Source organism: Priestia sp. D51 (assembly GCF_053345675.1).
On record NZ_JBLTIR010000007.1, the window covers coordinates 80,485 to 96,675 of the forward strand.

17 protein-coding genes are annotated in these 16,191 nt (G+C 38.1%); 8 read left to right on the forward strand and 9 right to left on the reverse strand.

Annotated features, from left to right (window positions below; translation table 11 throughout):
- Window positions 1-81 precede the first annotated feature (81 nt).
- A complete protein-coding gene (locus ACNHOZ_RS23410) occupies window positions 82-1,347 on the forward strand; it encodes a hemolysin family protein (protein WP_028412572.1) in 1,266 nt (421 codons plus the stop codon).
- Window positions 1,348-1,412: 65 nt separating this feature from the next.
- Here the strand turns inward: ACNHOZ_RS23410 and ACNHOZ_RS23415 are convergent, their stop codons facing one another.
- Window positions 1,413-1,631, reverse strand: a complete 219-nt coding sequence (locus ACNHOZ_RS23415; protein ID WP_013055290.1) for an alpha/beta-type small acid-soluble spore protein — start codon at window positions 1,629-1,631, stop codon at window positions 1,413-1,415.
- Window positions 1,632-1,923: 292 nt separating this feature from the next.
- On the opposite strand from ACNHOZ_RS23415, the gene ACNHOZ_RS23420 reads away from it, so the two are divergent.
- Window positions 1,924-2,166, forward strand: coding sequence for a hypothetical protein (locus tag ACNHOZ_RS23420; protein ID WP_048020606.1), 243 nt, complete (start codon window positions 1,924-1,926; stop codon window positions 2,164-2,166).
- A gap of 23 nt (window positions 2,167-2,189) precedes the next feature.
- On the opposite strand, the gene ACNHOZ_RS23425 is transcribed toward ACNHOZ_RS23420, so the two are convergent.
- The 7 genes from ACNHOZ_RS23425 to ACNHOZ_RS23455 form a co-directional block, all read right to left on the reverse strand.
- Window positions 2,190-3,299, reverse strand: coding sequence for an ABC transporter ATP-binding protein (locus tag ACNHOZ_RS23425; RefSeq protein ID WP_025752961.1), 1,110 nt, complete (start codon window positions 3,297-3,299; stop codon window positions 2,190-2,192).
- Between the two features lie 138 nt (window positions 3,300-3,437).
- Complete coding sequence (locus ACNHOZ_RS23430; RefSeq protein WP_048020602.1) at window positions 3,438-4,340, reverse strand: PucR family transcriptional regulator; 903 nt, start codon at window positions 4,338-4,340, stop codon at window positions 3,438-3,440.
- Window positions 4,341-4,369: 29 nt separating this feature from the next.
- Window positions 4,370-4,579, reverse strand: a complete 210-nt coding sequence (locus ACNHOZ_RS23435) for a YheE family protein (RefSeq protein ID WP_028412569.1) — start codon at window positions 4,577-4,579, stop codon at window positions 4,370-4,372.
- A 66-nt stretch (window positions 4,580-4,645) separates the two neighbouring features.
- Window positions 4,646-5,806, reverse strand: a complete 1,161-nt coding sequence (locus tag ACNHOZ_RS23440) for a YheC/YheD family endospore coat-associated protein (RefSeq protein WP_255899018.1) — start codon at window positions 5,804-5,806, stop codon at window positions 4,646-4,648.
- Window positions 5,803-7,152 (reverse strand): YheC/YheD family endospore coat-associated protein, encoded by a 1,350-nt coding sequence (locus ACNHOZ_RS23445; RefSeq protein ID WP_447697295.1) that lies wholly within the window; start codon window positions 7,150-7,152, stop codon window positions 5,803-5,805. The genes ACNHOZ_RS23440 and ACNHOZ_RS23445 overlap by 4 nt, the downstream gene beginning before the upstream one ends.
- 4 nt (window positions 7,153-7,156) lie before the next feature.
- Window positions 7,157-8,236 carry a YheC/YheD family endospore coat-associated protein gene (locus ACNHOZ_RS23450; protein WP_255899024.1) on the reverse strand — a complete coding sequence of 360 codons (1,080 nt, stop codon included), beginning with the start codon at window positions 8,234-8,236 and terminating at the stop codon, window positions 7,157-7,159.
- Window positions 8,233-9,579 carry a YheC/YheD family endospore coat-associated protein gene (locus tag ACNHOZ_RS23455; protein WP_255899027.1) on the reverse strand — a complete coding sequence of 449 codons (1,347 nt, stop codon included), beginning with the start codon at window positions 9,577-9,579 and terminating at the stop codon, window positions 8,233-8,235. Before ACNHOZ_RS23455 ends, ACNHOZ_RS23450 begins: the two co-directional genes overlap by 4 nt.
- Before the next feature lie 187 nt (window positions 9,580-9,766).
- Here ACNHOZ_RS23455 and ACNHOZ_RS23460 point away from each other — a divergent pair, with 187 nt between their 5' ends.
- The 6 genes from ACNHOZ_RS23460 (at window position 9,767) to ACNHOZ_RS23485 (ending at window position 15,945) form a co-directional block, all read left to right on the forward strand.
- The gene (locus ACNHOZ_RS23460) at window positions 9,767-10,117 is read left to right on the forward strand and encodes a YlbF family regulator (RefSeq protein WP_013055299.1); all 351 of its coding nucleotides are present in this window, start codon (window positions 9,767-9,769) and stop codon (window positions 10,115-10,117) included.
- A gap of 179 nt (window positions 10,118-10,296) precedes the next feature.
- Window positions 10,297-11,175: a Cof-type HAD-IIB family hydrolase gene (locus tag ACNHOZ_RS23465; protein ID WP_028412564.1), complete on the forward strand. Its 879-nt coding sequence runs from the start codon at window positions 10,297-10,299 to the stop codon at window positions 11,173-11,175.
- A 344-nt stretch (window positions 11,176-11,519) separates the two neighbouring features.
- On the forward strand, window positions 11,520-13,022 hold the full coding sequence (locus ACNHOZ_RS23470) for a coproporphyrinogen III oxidase (RefSeq protein WP_176345065.1): 1,503 nt from the start codon (window positions 11,520-11,522) through the stop codon (window positions 13,020-13,022).
- Between the two features lie 114 nt (window positions 13,023-13,136).
- Window positions 13,137-14,750, forward strand: a complete 1,614-nt coding sequence (locus tag ACNHOZ_RS23475; RefSeq protein WP_255899030.1) for a long-chain fatty acid--CoA ligase — start codon at window positions 13,137-13,139, stop codon at window positions 14,748-14,750.
- 6 nt (window positions 14,751-14,756) lie between these two features.
- Window positions 14,757-15,560: an enoyl-CoA hydratase gene (locus tag ACNHOZ_RS23480; RefSeq protein ID WP_028412561.1), complete on the forward strand. Its 804-nt coding sequence runs from the start codon at window positions 14,757-14,759 to the stop codon at window positions 15,558-15,560.
- Between the two features lie 112 nt (window positions 15,561-15,672).
- Window positions 15,673-15,945: an HU family DNA-binding protein gene (locus tag ACNHOZ_RS23485; RefSeq protein ID WP_013055305.1), complete on the forward strand. Its 273-nt coding sequence runs from the start codon at window positions 15,673-15,675 to the stop codon at window positions 15,943-15,945.
- A gap of 40 nt (window positions 15,946-15,985) precedes the next feature.
- On the opposite strand, the gene ACNHOZ_RS23490 is transcribed toward ACNHOZ_RS23485, so the two are convergent.
- The gene (locus ACNHOZ_RS23490; RefSeq protein WP_028412560.1) at window positions 15,986-16,171 is read right to left on the reverse strand and encodes a YhzD family protein; all 186 of its coding nucleotides are present in this window, start codon (window positions 16,169-16,171) and stop codon (window positions 15,986-15,988) included.
- Between the last annotated feature and the right edge of the window lie 20 nt (window positions 16,172-16,191).

The window sequence follows — 16,191 nt, forward strand, 5'->3', positions numbered from 1 at the left end:
ATGAAGAAAATATTCAACATCAAAAAAATTTGATATGATAAAAAGACAGAAAAATCAAAAAAATAGGAGAGTGAATGTCTTTTGGGAGACTTGCCTCTGAATCAAATGATGATATTAGTCGTTTTGCTTATGTTATCAGCTTTCTTTTCATCTGCTGAGACAGCCTTTTCAAGCGTAAATAAAATTCGTTTAAAACATTACGCTGAGAAAAAATATCGAGGAAGTAAAAAAGCGCTGCATATTGCTGAACACTTTGAGCAGACGCTATCGACAATTTTAGTAGGAAATGTTGTCGTAAACATTGCTGCGTCCTCTTTGGCAGCTAAAATTGCCCTCGATGTGTTTAAAGGAAACCTAGCACTTGTGATTAGTATCATCGTTATGACCATCATCATTTTGATTTTTGGTGAAGTCTTACCGAAATCGTTAGCGAAAGAGCATGCCGAATCTTTTGCGCTGATGATTTCTTCCTTGTTATTTCTTATTATTAAATTATTAACCCCGATTTCCTTCTTATTTTTACAGGTGAGAAAAGGAGCTTCTCACTTGTTAGCGTCTGCTCCCACACCAACGATCACAGAAGATGAAATTAAAGTGATGGTAGATTTAAGCGAAGAAGAAGGAACGATTAATAATATTGAAAAAGAGCTAGTTCATCGCTCACTCAATTTTAATGACATTGTGGTGGGGCAAATTTTAAAACCTAGAATAGATGTCACAGCAGTTGACGTAAATGCTGATATTGATTCGGTTTGTCAAATGTTTCTTGAAGAGAGATATTCGAGAGTCCCTGTATACGAAGATCATATTGATAACATTATTGGCATTTTATCAGAAAGAGAATTTTTAACCTGTTTAGTCCAAAGAAAAGAGATTTTTATTCGTGATTTGTTGAGACAACCTATTTTTGTAGTAGAATCCATGAAAATATCTGTACTATTGCCAGAGCTTCAAAAAAGTAAGGTGCACATGGCAATTGTAGTTGATGAGTTTGGTGGAACGGCCGGTCTTGTGACCTTAGAGGATATATTAGAAGAAATTGTGGGAGAGATTTGGGATGAACATGATGAAGCTGTTAAGTATGTACATCAGATAGGGGAAAAGGAGTACGAATTTAACGCAGACATCCCTATTGATGAATTTTTAACCTATGTAGCAGTTAGTTCTCCTGACAGTACGTGCCATACCTTAGGGGGATGGATATATGAGCAGTTTGATCATATTCCTGCTAAAGGAGACTTTTTCTCATATGAAGAGATATTGTTTACCATTAAGGAAGTAGAAAATCGACGCATTCGCAAAGTTTCTGTAAAATCATTTGCGAATAAGAATGAGGAAGCTGATTAAAAGAAATTAGAAAGCGCTCCAAGAGATCTTGGAGCGCTAAAGCCATAATATGAAATTAGTTAATATTAGTACTTGCCGCCTAAGTTTTGCTCAGCTAATTGTACTAAACGTTTTGTGATTTCGCCACCAACAGATCCGTTCGCACGAGCTGTTGCATCTGGTCCTAAGTTTACACCAAACTCACTAGCGATTTCGAACTTCATTTGATCGATAGCAGCTTGAGCACCAGGCGCTACTAACTTGTTTGATGAATTTCTGTTTGATGCGTTTTGATAATTTGCCATGTGTATTCATCTCCTCGTTAGATAAAATAGATTTAATGGTTGAGTTAGCTGGAGTTGAACCAGCCGAGCAGATGCATCGATTAGATCTGCTTGCCTACCGCGGCGTAACTCAATGTTTGCGAGCTGTTGTGCTCGGTTGTTACTAGTATTATGGCGAAAGGGAAAAAAACATATACATAGAATTTTATTGGTAATTTATAGAAATTTTTGTGTGGAGTTTGATAAAGAGTAAGAGAGTTTTATTCCGTGCATATTATAGGTACATATTGATCAGGTAAAGCGAGGTGTGCGGATGTCGATTTGTTCTTTATGTAATGGGTTTAGTGATGTACAAATGACGTGCAAAGCATGTGGAGAAGTGCTAGGGGATATGGGAAAAGTCAGCGATTATTTTGATGATTACAGTGCTTACATGGAAATCGATCAGTTAAAAGTAGAAAATGGGTATTCTAGTGATTTAGCAAATCACCAATGTATTCATCTCTTTTACTGCTCTACTTGTCACAGTGAGGAATTGAAGCAAATACAGGAATAAAAAAAGACCCCTAAGGGTCTTTTTTATTCGTGTTCAGCACGGATGCGCTGTTCGGATTCTGCATCAAAGAAATGCGCTTTGTTCATATCTAATGCTAAGTCTAGAGACTGAAGCGGTTTAATATCTGTTCTTGAATCTACGCGTGCTACAAAATCTTGTCCGCCGAGTTTAGAATAAAGCATGGTTTCAGCTCCCATTAACTCGGATACATCGACTTTAATAGTAACTTTTGTGCCGGGTGAAGATTCAATAAATACAGGTTCATCATGGAAATCTTCAGGACGGATGCCTAAAATAATTTGTTTATTTAAATATCCTTGCTCGCGAAGTATTTTCATTTTACCTTCCGGAACTGCAAGAAGAGAATCGCCTACTTGAACCTTTCCGTCTTTTAACGTTCCGGTTAAGAAGTTCATAGCAGGAGAACCAATAAACCCGCCTACAAATACATTTTCAGGTTTTTCATATACTTCTTTTGGTGTACCAACCTGCTGGATAATCCCATCTTTCATAACAACCAGACGAGAAGCCATTGTCATTGCTTCGGTTTGGTCATGTGTTACGTAAATTGTCGTTGTACCCAAACGCTGGTGAAGCTTCGCAATTTCAGAACGCATTTGCACACGTAATTTCGCGTCTAAGTTTGATAAAGGTTCGTCCATTAAGAAGACCTTAGCATCACGAACGATTGCACGACCTAGAGCTACACGCTGACGCTGTCCGCCGGATAATGCTTTTGGCTTGCGCTCTAAGTATTGCTCAAGTCCTAAAATACGAGCGGCATCTTTTACGCGGCGTTCGATTTCATCTTTTGGTAATTTACGAAGTTTTAAGCCGAAAGCCATGTTGTCATATACGCTCATATGCGGATATAATGCGTAGTTTTGGAATACCATTGCAATATCGCGATCTTTTGGAGCAACGTCATTTACACGCTTGCTGTCAATATAAAAATCACCTTTGGAAATTTCCTCTAGCCCTGCAACCATACGAAGCGTTGTCGATTTCCCGCAGCCTGAAGGCCCAACAAATACAATAAATTCTTTATCTTGAATGTGAAGGTTAAAATCTTTTACCGCCGTCACATCTTTATCATACATTTTATAAATATGTTCTAAACGTAATTCAGCCATTTCCATTTCCCCCTTGTATGTACTCTGTGAAACCGTTTTCTCAACTCTAGTGTAATTTTTTTTAATGAAACGGTAAATGGCAAACATGCACAAAAAAAGAAAGAGTTTTCGTGCACTATTTACGAAAACCCTTTCATTTTATTTTTTATCCTGTGAATTTTTTAACGCAAGAATAGCTAAGTAAGCAGACACAGCTCCTGTGAAGTGTTTGATATCAAGGTGTGTGCGATCAATAAATTTCTCAATTCTATACTGCAAGCTGTTGCGATGCATGTACAAATTCTTAGCAGCAAGAGATACGTTTAAATTACATTCTAAATAAACTTTAATCGTTTCTAAAAGATCTCCATCATCTTTTACTAAGTCAAGTAAATGTATCATATGATTTTGGATTGCCTCTGAAGACTCTTGCAGAACCAAATGGGGTAAAACGTCGGTAAAATGGATAACATGGTTTTGTTCGACTGTATGCTTAATTTGATAAAACCATTTCTTTTCACGCTCAAAAATTAATCGCGGTGAAGACGGAAAAAAGTGAATTTGTCCTTCAAAGAACTGAATTGAAGTTTCAAAATCATGACATAGCACCTCGATAGAATCTGATAAATTTTCAGTTAAGTCATTAGGATCATCAAAGGTTTCGATAACGATACCTGATTGTTTATCAATCCACAACACAGTAATCGAGGTAGAATACAAGGCGTGAAGCGCATTTTCAAACTCTATTTTTTGTTCAAACGAACGTTTAATTAAAAACTGGGTAAAGCGAAAAGAATGGTGCGTATGATGAGAGTGAATGACTTTTTCAGGTGCTTTAAATAACAGGTTTGACCAATACAATTGTTCTGGCGTCAGGAAAGAAACTTCCTCATCATAAGGCGTTAAAAAAGCAGAAAGTAATGCCTGCTCTTTTTGAGACAAAGCCGTGTGTTCAATTCCAATGAAGCCTTCATCACATGAAAACCATTTGTATCGTTCAAATTGAGAAGGGATTTTAGCCTTAATCATTTTATCCCCAAATAGTGTGTGCAGCTGTTTCATCTGTGCTCGTTCCCTTCGGTGAAAGCTTACTATTCATAAACGTGAAAAAGCATAAGCTCATGAATATAATCAATTAATTGTGTTTCATCTATTTGATTAGAAAGCGCAGTTTTCCATACAATTTGTCCATCTTTTAAATAATCAGCCTCGTAATAAACCCGATTCATATAAAACGAGATGTGCCAGCCCGGCATTCGATTATTTTGATACAGTGGTTTAACCTGAAAATGTGCAACCATAAAGAAAATCTCCTTTCTCAAGTAGTTATTATAAGCTTACCATGAGAAAAGGAGATGAAAAATCATTTAATCTAAAAATTTTGTTAATTTGTAAAATATGTTGCATATGTGTTTAGCACCTTGCGTTTGAATGTCTGTTTCATCAAAAATCATCGGTTTTGCATTCACTTCAAACAGATAATAATGACCTTGGACTGACTTTGCCATATCAAGAGAAAATTCTTCAATGAGAGGGAAGGACTTTTGAAGGACTTGCCCGCACGTATTTACAAAAGACGAAAGAAAGGAAGTATCTACTTCATCTTCAAGATCTTGAGAAGGTGAAATGCTTCCGCCGTTTAACGTATGTGTTGTAATGGAGTGATAGGGACTATGTCGAATACCGACGCCGCTAATAACATACCGGCTATCTTTGTGATGCGCTAAAATACGTAAGTCATAGCGCCGGTCTTTGAATGGCTTCGTCTCAATTGCTTCTTGAATGAGATAAGCAGACCTGGGAAGGTCAATTGCTTGTAAAGAAGAAAATTCTTCTTTGCGTGTATGATCTTGATAAATAATCGTATGCTTATCGGAAGATAATCGGAAAATTCCAGCGCCTTTACTGCTGTTAATAGGCTTAAAATAAAGAGAAGAGTGTTTTTGCAGAAGCTTAGCAATATCAATTTCTGGTGTTAAACGATAGGTTTTAGGAAGGTGAGAAGATAATAGTGGATGTTTTGAAAATAACTGATACACTTTCCATTTTGAAAAAAAAGCGGAATTAAAAAGGGGGATGTGCCTGCTTTTTATTTTTTTGTGTAAAGATTTCAGCTTTTTGATTTCTGATTTTCTTCCTGGATAACGATTATATATAACGTTTGGCAGCGGCAAAGTTGTTTTGATCCACTGCTTTTTTGCCCCGTCAAAGCAATACCCTTCAAAGAAGTGATGAGACATTGTTTCTTCAGCGAATAAAGCAAGAAGCCCGCCTTTCTCTTGCAGGGTATGATGTAAGAGTTCTACTAAAGGACGCTGTTTTACATTCAGTTTTTCCAAAACAGCTTTGTTCGTTAAAACTCCCACAATAGGACCTGCTTTTTCTCCTTTTAAACGAAGAAAAGCTTGAGTAGAAGAAATATTTTGAGTAAAGGGAAGTTCAATTTCTTGAACTCCCCATGTGTAAGATGCTGAAGGGTTATTATGAAACCACTGCTGCTTTTCTTTGTGATAGTAAATTGTAATCATATGCTGATGCCTTCAGGTGTATTTAGATAGTATCCAGATAAGTAAATCGCATATTCTAGAGAAAGTTTTCTAGTTTGTTGATCCGCTTTTCGTAAGGCAGGGTGTGAAAAAATAGAGCGACCGGGCTTAGAGTTAGCTTCAAACAGCCACACGTTTCCTTGATAATCCACTCCAAAATCGAATCCAAGCTCTCCAATTAATCCGTTCAACTCCTGTTCAAGTATATGACTAATTGAGATAGCGGCATCTTTTAGCTTATTTTCAATTTCTTTTTTGTAAGAAGGGTTAGTGAATATTTTGGCTGTAGCTTCAATTTCTCCGCCGTAATCAAGATGCGTAGTGATGCTGTTGGGACCGGCTACTTTAGCAGCTAGAGCAGTAAGCACCCATTGGTTATTCCCGTCTTTATTCGTATGCACGCGAAAGTCTACACAGCGCTTTTCTTTTTTGATTAATGAAATACCTTGCTGAGCAATGTATGAAGGATTAGTAAGTAAATATTCAAATTCTGATAATAGTTCCTCCAAGGTTTCTTTTTCTTGAACATGAAGACCTTTTTCTCCTTTGTAAGTCAGCGTGTACATGGAATCCTTAAAAGATAGGGTATAAATGCCGCGGCCTAAGCTTCCGTTTTTCGGCTTTAAATAAACGGTTTGATGAAGAAGCAGAAGTTTTTTTATTTGCTCACACGAAGGACTTTCAACCGTGTAAGGTAACAAATAGGCTGTCTGCTCGTTCAGTTTTAAAAGCTCATGAATTTCCCACTTGTTGAAAAAATCAGGATTAAAAAATGGAATGCCGTAATCAGTCATCATCTTTTCTTTAATGAACTTAAAAGGAGCTAACCCCTCTGTTTTTCGATTTGGCAAACGGTTATATACAACGTTAGGAAGCGGGACTTCATGCTGTGTCCAGCCGCTTTCCTCGTAAAAATAGCCGTTTATGGTCCCGGCTTCCCAGTTGATATGATGAGTTCCAAAAATAAAAGGAAGTCCCCCTGTTATACTTGCAGTAGAAAGAAGTTTAGCTAAGTGAAGGGAACGCTTTCCAATTGGCCGCAGCAGAGAACCAGTAAAGCCAGCTGATAACACACCAATTAAAGATCCTAAGTGAATGGTCTCATTCACAATAATAGGGTGCATCATATGAGCGAAAGGAATTTGCAGTTTTGTCATTAGCTCAGCTGAAATCTGAATTTCTTCACATTCTGAAGATTGTATAAGGCATGGAGCTGTCATTGTTCCAAAAGCTGCTTGTTTCAAGGAGTCTTTGTAAAGAGATGCAGGAACAGAAAGATCGCATCCTAGCTGCTCTACTACAACAAGGCGAGTAAGAGTTTTTTTCATAGCATTACTCCTTACGATACGATAGTGTGTTAGCTAAATAGATGCAGTAAGACAGGACATTTTTATACATGACTTCTTTTTGTTCAGGAGCTGTCTCCATTACGATTTTTCTTCCTGGTTTCGAATTTAAATCTAGAATCCAGATGCTGAAGTCTCTCGAGATACATAAATCAATACCTAATTCAAAAAGAGAAGGAAAATGATTTTCCAGCACGGACGGAATCGTTTTACAAATGGTGTTGATTTCATCCATTACATATTGACGGTGAACGCGAGGGATGCGAGGCAGCAAGTTCTCAAAAGGTACAATAGAGGCTCCTGAACTTACATTTGTTACGATGGAGTCTCGTTCACCTTGTCTAATTCCTCTTCCAATTTCTTTCCAAGCACCATCGTTTCCTTTTTGTAATAGCAGTCTTATATCAAAAGGAGTGCGCTCATAAGGGAAAAATGAAATATGGGGCTGAGCAATATACAATACATCACGGGCCGTTTTCGTAAACCAGTTCTTAAACTCTTGAAAAGAGGAAAATAGAATGGTGTTTACAATGTCATTTTGTTGATAAGAAGCTTCAATTTCACGTCCACGCTGTCTTAATTTCACAATTCCTTTACCTTGTGAGCCGTTGGCAGGCTTAATCATTAGGCTATCGTTTGTTCGAAGCAGCTGAACAAGCTGCTCTACACTTTCGATTGGAGTGGTAGGAGGAATATATGAAGATAAATAGCTATCTTTTTTAATGGCTTCATAGACATCTAGCTTATTGGGCAATCCATGGCCTAAAAATGTAACATCTTCCCGCTGTTTAAGCCAGTTCACAATAGGGCGAGCCTTTTTAGACAGCGAGTCTTTTCGATAAAAGCAGCGATCGTAAATAAACGAAGGAAGTAAAAAGGAATCTTCTATCCATTTCTTTTGTTGTAAATCGTAGCGGAAGCCTTCAATATTTTCGGTGTTAGGATGAATGTTAAAAGGAGTAAAACGGTATATTTCAATTGAAAACTCAGAAGCATGTTTAGCAATTTCGGTCACGTACTCCACTTCTTGCTGTGGGTGAATCGTTAAAAAGCCTAATGAAATCATCGTAAATCCTCCTTGGCAAATTGAAAATTCGTTGCATGCAGACAATAATCAAGCAGTGCTTTTGTTGAGGGACGAACAGAGAAAGCGCTTGAATCTAATTGTTTGGAAGGTTTGACATTTACTTCAATAATCCAAGGCTTTCCTTCTTGATCAATCGCTAAATCAATACCAAATTCTGCATAAAGTTCAGACGGGTGAGAAAGCTGTGTGCAAATTTCAATCGCAATCTCTTTTAAAAGTGAAAGGATATGGCGCGTCGTTTTTGAATCATAGAGCTGAGTTAAAACTTGCTGAGGAGGATGAATATCCCCTCCACGAGCAAGATTTGAGACGAAATTGCCGGGTTTTGATACACGTGTGACAATGGACGTGATTTTCCACGTCAAGTCGTCTTTTTTATGACAGAGAATGCGGAAATCAAAAGGGCACTGTTTGTATGTCTGCAGTGAAATTCCTTCTTGGATGAGAAATCCTTGCCTTTTTAATTGACTATAAAGCGTTTCAAATAAGTCATAGAGAGATTCATATTCTTTTTCATACGTCTGTGTAAACGTTGTATAGTCTAAAATATACTTCTCTTTCTTTGAAATTTTAAAAATATTTTTTCCTTGGCTACCATGAACAGGCTTCAGAAAAACATCGTCATGAAGTTCCAAAGCGTCAAGAAGATCTTGACGTGAACGAAGCTGATACGTTTTTGGCAAATATGGAAGTAAGTGTACAACATCTTTAAGCTGTTGAAAAACCGTCCATTTATTTAAGTAGCGTGCGTTAAAGAAAGGAACGTCATGCTCTTTCAAAAATGTTTTAAAGGTTTGAAAATCAGCGCTTTGCTCGGTTTTCCTGGCATGAATCCGGTTGTGTACGATTCCCGGAAAGGGAACGTCTGAATAAACCCATCGATCACCGCGATAAACATATCCTTTAGGGGACAATGACTTCACGTCGCTCAATTTGCTCACATAGCAAAAACACCCTAACTCCTTGCAAGCTTGAACAAATTCCTTACAAAATACAGAAATGGAGCCAAAGGGTTCTTCACCTTCTCGAACTTCTGTTACGATGCTAATCACGGGTCCCATCCTAAACGTGTTCTCTTCGTAAATGCCTCTCAGCTGATGCGTTTCATACGGAAAGCAAAAGTCTGCAAATAGAGCTTCCGACATCATGAAGCAGCATTCTCGATGCTGAAAAACAGTGGCTTTGACTTCTTTCGTGATGGAGCCTACTGTTAACGTAAACTCGTGCTTGCATTTCACACGTGAGAACAGAGCAGAACTAATGTAAATGTCGTCGCTCATATGGTTCTCTAGTGGTTTTAGAGAAATGGTAAAAGTATTCATAAACGAATCCTCTTTTTCTTTCCTTTAGTAGGCGAATGCTGATATATACTATGAGGAATTAGCCCAATCTGTGAAGAGAATTTATCGTTTTCTGAGAAAATAAAGGTCTTAAGCTGAATTTTATATAATAATTTGTTATAGTTAGGGAAGTCAAGAAATTATAGAACTGAATTAGGAGGAACTTAACGTGTCTGTAAACTTACATGATGTAGCAAATGATTTAGAAAAAGCAATTCGTCAAAGCGACGATTACACAAACTTAAAAAACTTATATGCAGCAGTAAACGCTGATCAAGGTTCAAAACAATTATTTGAGCGTTTCCGTACAATGCAAATGGAGCTGCAACAAAAGCAAATGATGGGCCAAGAGATCACTGAAGAAGAAGTTCAGCAAGCTCAACAAACAGTTGCAATCGTTCAACAAGATCAAAATATCGCGAAGCTAATGGAAGCTGAGCAACGTATGAGCATGGTAATTGGTGAATTAAACAAAATTATCATGAAGCCACTTGAAGAACTTTACGGTGCGGCTGAATAAGAGATAGAGAAAAGAGGAAAAGAGAAATCTTTTCCTCTTTTTTTATGCGGAAATTCCTTCTAATTGTGCAGTTCTGCTCATAAGCTTAGTAACAAGGCTACACATGCCGACTATCATGAAAAGGTCATTTATAACCGTATCCTAACGGATTAGACATCTATGAAAGAAGGGGTTCTCATATGGCTTATCGATTGCTAGCGTTGAATATTGATGGAACCATTTTAAATAGCCAAGGGCGCGTTACAAAAGAAACGAAAGACGCAATTCAATTTGTGAAAAATAAAGGGGTTTACGTTACGTTAGTAACAAACAGGCATTTTCCGTCTGCTAAAAAAATTGCTCGATCACTTAAAGTTCATCCAGCAATGCTCATTACTCATAGCGGTGCCTTTATCGGAACATCGATAGACAAACCGATACTAGATAAGAGAATTAGCGAGGAAAAGACATTTAATCTCATTCAGCTTTTTGAAAATTTTAATTGTCATGTCCGCATTTTGCATGAAAGGTTTTCAATTGGAAATCGTGTAAAGCTTCCTAATAATATTGTAGCTAAAAGCGTGTTAAAAACGGGAGAACCGCTCTTTTATCCCGTGCAGTTCGTAGATTCATTAGGAGATACGCTTCGTGATGAACCTGTTTCTACTCCAAAAATAGAAGTGTATTTTGCAGATCGTAGAGAAAAAGAATACGCTGAGCAAACAATTGCCAGTGCAGTTCCGGATATTGAATGGTTTTCGTATCCAAATGAAAATAGATGTTATATTACGCCAAAAGGAGCCACAAAAGCTGCCGGTGTTCGTTATGTAGCAAATCGTCTAGGGATACCGATGGAAGACGTAGTAGCCATTGGAAATTGCTATGATGATGTAGAAACGATTGAACACGCGGGAATGGGTGTGGCCATGGGCAATTCACCAACGGAATTAAAAATGCTTGCGGATTGGGTTACTCGTTCTAATAATGAAAATGGTGTAGCCTATATGGTGAAAGAATTATTTAGAAAGCAGCAGCGTCTTGGTTATCTTCATCAAATTGACAGCTTTCGTTTAAAATAAATAAAAGTATGTTAGTTGAAGGGAAATCCGAACGAAGAATCCAACTCGTTCGGATTTTTTTCATTGGTAGGATAAACGTCAGCTTCACGTATGTAGCTGTTTCTAACTGTTGATTGAAGGGCAAGGCGAAGACTCCTGCGTAAATCAACAGAAGTGTAACAAGCAATTCATATGAGCTTATTTATCCCATTTGTTCGTCTGTAGGTTGAATTAATGTAATTATGGCTCAATCTCTTTTTCCGTTTGTTTCCTGTCCGCGTATTCCCTTGAGCTGAGCACCTTGACCGGACATACGTAGGTTTTGTAAACTGATTACTTAGATAGAATTGATTTGAAAGGTGATTATATTGAACATTTATATAAAAGGTATAGAAGATGAGCGTTTTTTACGTCCGCTTCACCGAATTTCAGATTTGTTTTTTGAAGAAAGCAACGTCTCCTTTGAGGATGATAACGAAGCTCAGCTGAAGGTTGAAGTAGAGCTAAAAGTTCATGAAGAAATTTATGCGAAAGCAGTGCTGCATGATGCTGCAACGGACAAGGTGTTTACAGAAGAGCTTTCTAAATCGTTTACGCCGTATGAAACAGAAAAAGAAAAATTTAAGCAAATAAAAAATGTGGTGCTTCGCGTCTACTTATCTGTGTTACAGGAGTATACAAACATTGTTCAAAAATGGGGTATTTTAACCGGTATACGTCCAACGAAGTTGCTTCATATGAAACTGCAGTCAGGCAAAAGTAAAGAACAAGCACATCGTGAGCTAAAGGAAGAATATTTAATCACTGATGACAAAATTAATTTAATGCAGCATATTGTGGATCGTCAACTAGCAGCTATTCCCGATTTACATGAGTTAAAGAACGAGGTAAGCATTTATATAGGCATTCCGTTTTGTCCGACGAAGTGTGCATACTGTACATTCCCAGCCTATGCGATTAACGGACGTCAAGGATCCGTTACGTCATTTTTAGGCGGCTTGCATTATGAGATGCGTGAAGTAGGGAAATGGTTAAAAGACAATAACGTCAAGATTACAACCGTCTATTATGGCGGAGGCACACCAACGAGCATTACCGCTGAAGAAATGGACATGCTGTATGAAGAGATGTATGAATCGTTCCCGGATGTACAAAATATCCGTGAAATTACGGTAGAAGCAGGAAGACCCGATACGATTACGGAAGAAAAGCTAGCTGTTTTGAACAAATGGAATATTGACCGGATTAGTGTAAATCCGCAGTCTTATATTCAAGAAACCTTAAAAGCTATTGGACGTCATCATACAGTTGAAGAAACGATTGATAAATTTCATCTTTCTCGAAAAATGGGGATGAATAACATTAACATGGACTTAATTATTGGGCTTCCAAATGAAGGTGTAGAAGAATTTCAGCATACGCTAGACGAATCTAAAAAATTGCTTCCTGAATCTTTAACTGTTCATACGCTATCGTTTAAACGCGCGTCTGAAATGACTCAAAATAAACGGAAATACAAAGTAGCAGATCGCTATGAAATTGGTAAAATGATGGATTTAGCGACTGAGTGGACTCAAGAACAAGGATATGAACCTTATTATTTATATCGCCAAAAAAATATTTTAGGTAATTTAGAGAACGTTGGATATTCATTCCCTGGTCAAGAGAGCCTGTACAATATTATGATCATGGAAGAAAAGCAGACGATTATTGGCCTTGGGTGCGGGGCATCCAGTAAGTTCGTGCATCCAGAAACAGGCATTATTACAAGGTTTGCGAATCCAAAAGACCCAAAATCGTACAACGATGGATTCGAGCACTATACGCAAGAGAAACTCAAGATTTTAGATGAATTGTTTAGGAAATAAAAAGGTCACTTTTTAGTGATCTTTTTTATTTTCAGCAGGGAAATGTCGGAATCTGTTGAATATATAAGAAAGTTGTAAGCGTTTTCTTATTATGGCGATGCGAGGTGCCGCTTAATGATGAATGTACAGTTAACCGTACCATCTATGATGGAAAGAGCTGAAAAGCTGTTTGGTAAAAAAGAAGTGGTTTCTAAATCTTCAAAAGGGATTCAACGTTTAACTTATAATCAGTTAATAAAACGGACTCGGCAGCTCTCTAGTATGCTAGAACGAATTGGAGTGAAGCGAGGAGAAAGAGTCGGAACGTTTGCATGGAATCATCATAGACATCTAGAGGCTTATTTTGCTGTGCCGGGAATAGGCGCTGTGCTTCACACAATTAATATCCGGTTAGATTCTGAGCAAATTGTATACATCATTAACCATGCACGCGATAAAGTCATTTTACTTGATGAATGCTTTTTACCTTTATTTGAAAGCATTCATCAAAGGCTTCCACATGTTGAAGCCTATATCCTTATGTCAGATGAAGGTGAGCTGCCAGAAACAGAGTTGCCAGTGTATCATTACGAAAATTGGATTCAGCAAGGGGATGCATCGCATTCCTTTGTTCAAGATTTAAGCGAAGAAGAACCAGCAGGTCTTTGTTATACCTCTGCTACTACAGGAGAGCCAAAGGGCGTTGTATATTCTCATCGCGCTATTTATTTACACTGTATGGCGCTAGGGCTTGCTGATAGTGCTGGATTATCAGAAGGTGATACCGCTATGCCTATCGTTCCAATGTTTCATGTAAATGCATGGGGAATTCCTTTTGCTGCGGTCTGGTTTGGGACAAAGCTCGTGCTGCCGGGCGCTTTTTGTACCTCAGAGACGATTGCCTCTCTCATTGAACAAGAGAAAGTAACTCTTGCTGCAGCAGTACCTACCGTTTGGTTAAATTTTTTACAAGAGTTAGAAAAAAAGCCTTACGCAGTTGATAGTTTGCGGGCTATTTTATGCGGCGGATCAGCGGCCCCAAAAAGCGTCATTCGAGAATTTCAGGAAAAATATCAAATTGAATTTATGCATGCATACGGAATGACGGAAACAAGCCCTGTTGTAACCGTCTCCCGCTTAAAAAGCTATCAGTACAGCGAAGACCCTGAGTATCAGCTCAGCGTAAAAGCGAAGCAAGGTTTCTTAGTTCCTGGCGTTGAAATGAAAGTAATAGGTCAAAATGGAGAAGTTGCTTGGGATGGAGTGGAAATGGGTGAGCTATTACTAAAGGGGCCATGGGTAGCTTCTGAATATTACAAGGATAAAAGAACAGAAGATACGTTTAAAGACGGCTGGCTGTATACGGGAGATATTGTGACGGTTGACGAAGAGGGAACAATCAAAATTGTAGACCGAACAAAAGATTTAATCAAAAGCGGAGGAGAATGGATTTCGTCTGTTGATTTAGAAAACGCGCTTATTGCTCATGAAGCTGTTTTTGAAGCCTGTGTCATAGCAGTTCCTCATAAGGTGTGGCAAGAGCGTCCAGTTGCTTGTGTCGTGTTAAAAGATGCATATAAAGGTGTCGTTTCGTCAGAAGAGCTGCTCAAATTTTTAGCGCCGCAGTTCACAAAATGGTGGCTTCCAGATGACATTTTATTTATGGATGAAATCCCAAAGACAACGGTCGGAAAGTTTTTAAAACGTACGCTTCGTGAACAAGTCCTCAATCATTATCAGAAAGGGTGAGTAAATATGACCGTCGAATTAAAAGTAGTAGAACTAGTTTTGCAAGAACGTGTCGCCACAATTTCGTTTAACAGGCCGGATGCGTTAAATGCATTAAACGAAGAAGTGCTAGAGCAGTTTATTCAATGTTTAAAAGTTGTCGAAGAAAGTGAAGTGGACTTCTTAGTAGTAAAAGGAAACGGAAAAGTGTTTTCAGCAGGGGGAGATATTAATATGATGATGTCACCTTCACAATCAGAACGTTTTGAGCAGGTGATGGATTTAATTAATGAAGCCGTGCTGACTTTATACAGCCTGCCTCAAATGACGATAAGTGTACTGCACGGTGCGGCAGCAGGGCTAGGGCTCAGCATTGCGCTTGCTTCTGATTATATTATTGCAGAAAGACACACGAAAATTGCGATGAACTTTATCGGCATTGCTCTAATTCCAGACGGAGGCGGTCACTTTTTACTAGAAAAGCGCATCGGTTCTCATCGTGCGAAACAGCTGATTTGGGAAGGAAAGACATTAAAAGCAGAGGAAGCTCATCAATTTGGCATAATTGATGAAATAAAAGAAGGAGATTTGGCGAAGCGTGTAGAAGATTATCTCTCATATTGGCTAAAAAAACCTTCACGTGCTTTGAAGGAAACAAAGCGAATTTATGTGGAGACATCTATTTCACAATTAAAGCAAGTGCTTGCGCTTGAGAAAAGAAGTCAGTTTGCTATGAGCCAAAGTTCGGATCATAAGGAAGGTGTACGTGCGTTTCTGGAAAAGCGAGCGCCTGTTTTTAATCAAAGTGAAAAAGATATTTCCGAAAATTAAGTGAACTAGTTTAAAAGCCAATATTTTTGTCTATCATATTGATAGAGCATGTTTAAAAGTTGCAAAACAGTGGTAACACAAGATAATGTAGAAACTAATGAGGTGATTGGAAATGAACAAAACAGATTTAGTAAACGCAGTGGCAACAAAATCAGAGTTAACAAAAGCAGATGCATCTAAAGCAGTTGACGCATTACTAGAAACAATTTCATCAACGCTAGGTGAAGGTGAAAAAATTCAGTTAATCGGCTTCGGTACATTTGAAGTACGCGAGCGTGCTGCTCGTACAGGCCGTAACCCTCAAACGGGTGAAGAAATGCAAATTCCAGCATCAAAAGTACCGGCATTTAAAGCTGGTAAAGAACTAAAAGAAGCTGTAAAGTAATATAAAACGCCGGAAAGCTAAACCTTTCCGGCGTTTTGTATTAACGATGAAATAATACAAGTTTTCCGCTAGAGCTAACGCATCGATGTGTTTTTTCTAAATAGGCAAGCTCTTCTAACTTTTTGGTGCCGATTGTCTTTGCTTCTGTTTCAGAAGCTGCTTCGAAACTTTCATCTATTAATTTTTCTCCAGTCTTTTCAAAAGCGGTTAATGTATAAGTACTCATAAAATCTACTCTCCTCTTAT

What these genes read in the sequence shown, in the direction of transcription:
- ACNHOZ_RS23415 (WP_013055290.1), bottom strand. Translation starts at nt 1,631, where the DNA reads ATGGCAAATTATCAAAACGCATCAAACAGAAATTCATCAAACAAGTTA.
- ACNHOZ_RS23420 (WP_048020606.1), top strand. Translation starts at nt 1,924, where the DNA reads ATGTCGATTTGTTCTTTATGTAATGGGTTTAGTGATGTACAAATGACG.
- ACNHOZ_RS23425 (WP_025752961.1), bottom strand. Translation starts at nt 3,299, where the DNA reads ATGGCTGAATTACGTTTAGAACATATTTATAAAATGTATGATAAAGAT.
- ACNHOZ_RS23430 (WP_048020602.1), bottom strand. Translation starts at nt 4,340, where the DNA reads ATGAAACAGCTGCACACACTATTTGGGGATAAAATGATTAAGGCTAAA.
- ACNHOZ_RS23435 (WP_028412569.1), bottom strand. Translation starts at nt 4,579, where the DNA reads ATGGTTGCACATTTTCAGGTTAAACCACTGTATCAAAATAATCGAATG.
- ACNHOZ_RS23440 (WP_255899018.1), bottom strand. Translation starts at nt 5,806, where the DNA reads ATGATTACAATTTACTATCACAAAGAAAAGCAGCAGTGGTTTCATAAT.
- ACNHOZ_RS23445 (WP_447697295.1), bottom strand. Translation starts at nt 7,152, where the DNA reads ATGAAAAAAACTCTTACTCGCCTTGTTGTAGTAGAGCAGCTAGGATGC.
- ACNHOZ_RS23450 (WP_255899024.1), bottom strand. Translation starts at nt 8,236, where the DNA reads ATGATTTCATTAGGCTTTTTAACGATTCACCCACAGCAAGAAGTGGAG.
- ACNHOZ_RS23455 (WP_255899027.1), bottom strand. Translation starts at nt 9,579, where the DNA reads ATGAATACTTTTACCATTTCTCTAAAACCACTAGAGAACCATATGAGC.
- ACNHOZ_RS23465 (WP_028412564.1), top strand. Translation starts at nt 10,297, where the DNA reads ATGGCTTATCGATTGCTAGCGTTGAATATTGATGGAACCATTTTAAAT.
- ACNHOZ_RS23475 (WP_255899030.1), top strand. Translation starts at nt 13,137, where the DNA reads ATGATGAATGTACAGTTAACCGTACCATCTATGATGGAAAGAGCTGAA.
- ACNHOZ_RS23480 (WP_028412561.1), top strand. Translation starts at nt 14,757, where the DNA reads ATGACCGTCGAATTAAAAGTAGTAGAACTAGTTTTGCAAGAACGTGTC.
- ACNHOZ_RS23485 (WP_013055305.1), top strand. Translation starts at nt 15,673, where the DNA reads ATGAACAAAACAGATTTAGTAAACGCAGTGGCAACAAAATCAGAGTTA.
- ACNHOZ_RS23490 (WP_028412560.1), bottom strand. Translation starts at nt 16,171, where the DNA reads ATGAGTACTTATACATTAACCGCTTTTGAAAAGACTGGAGAAAAATTA.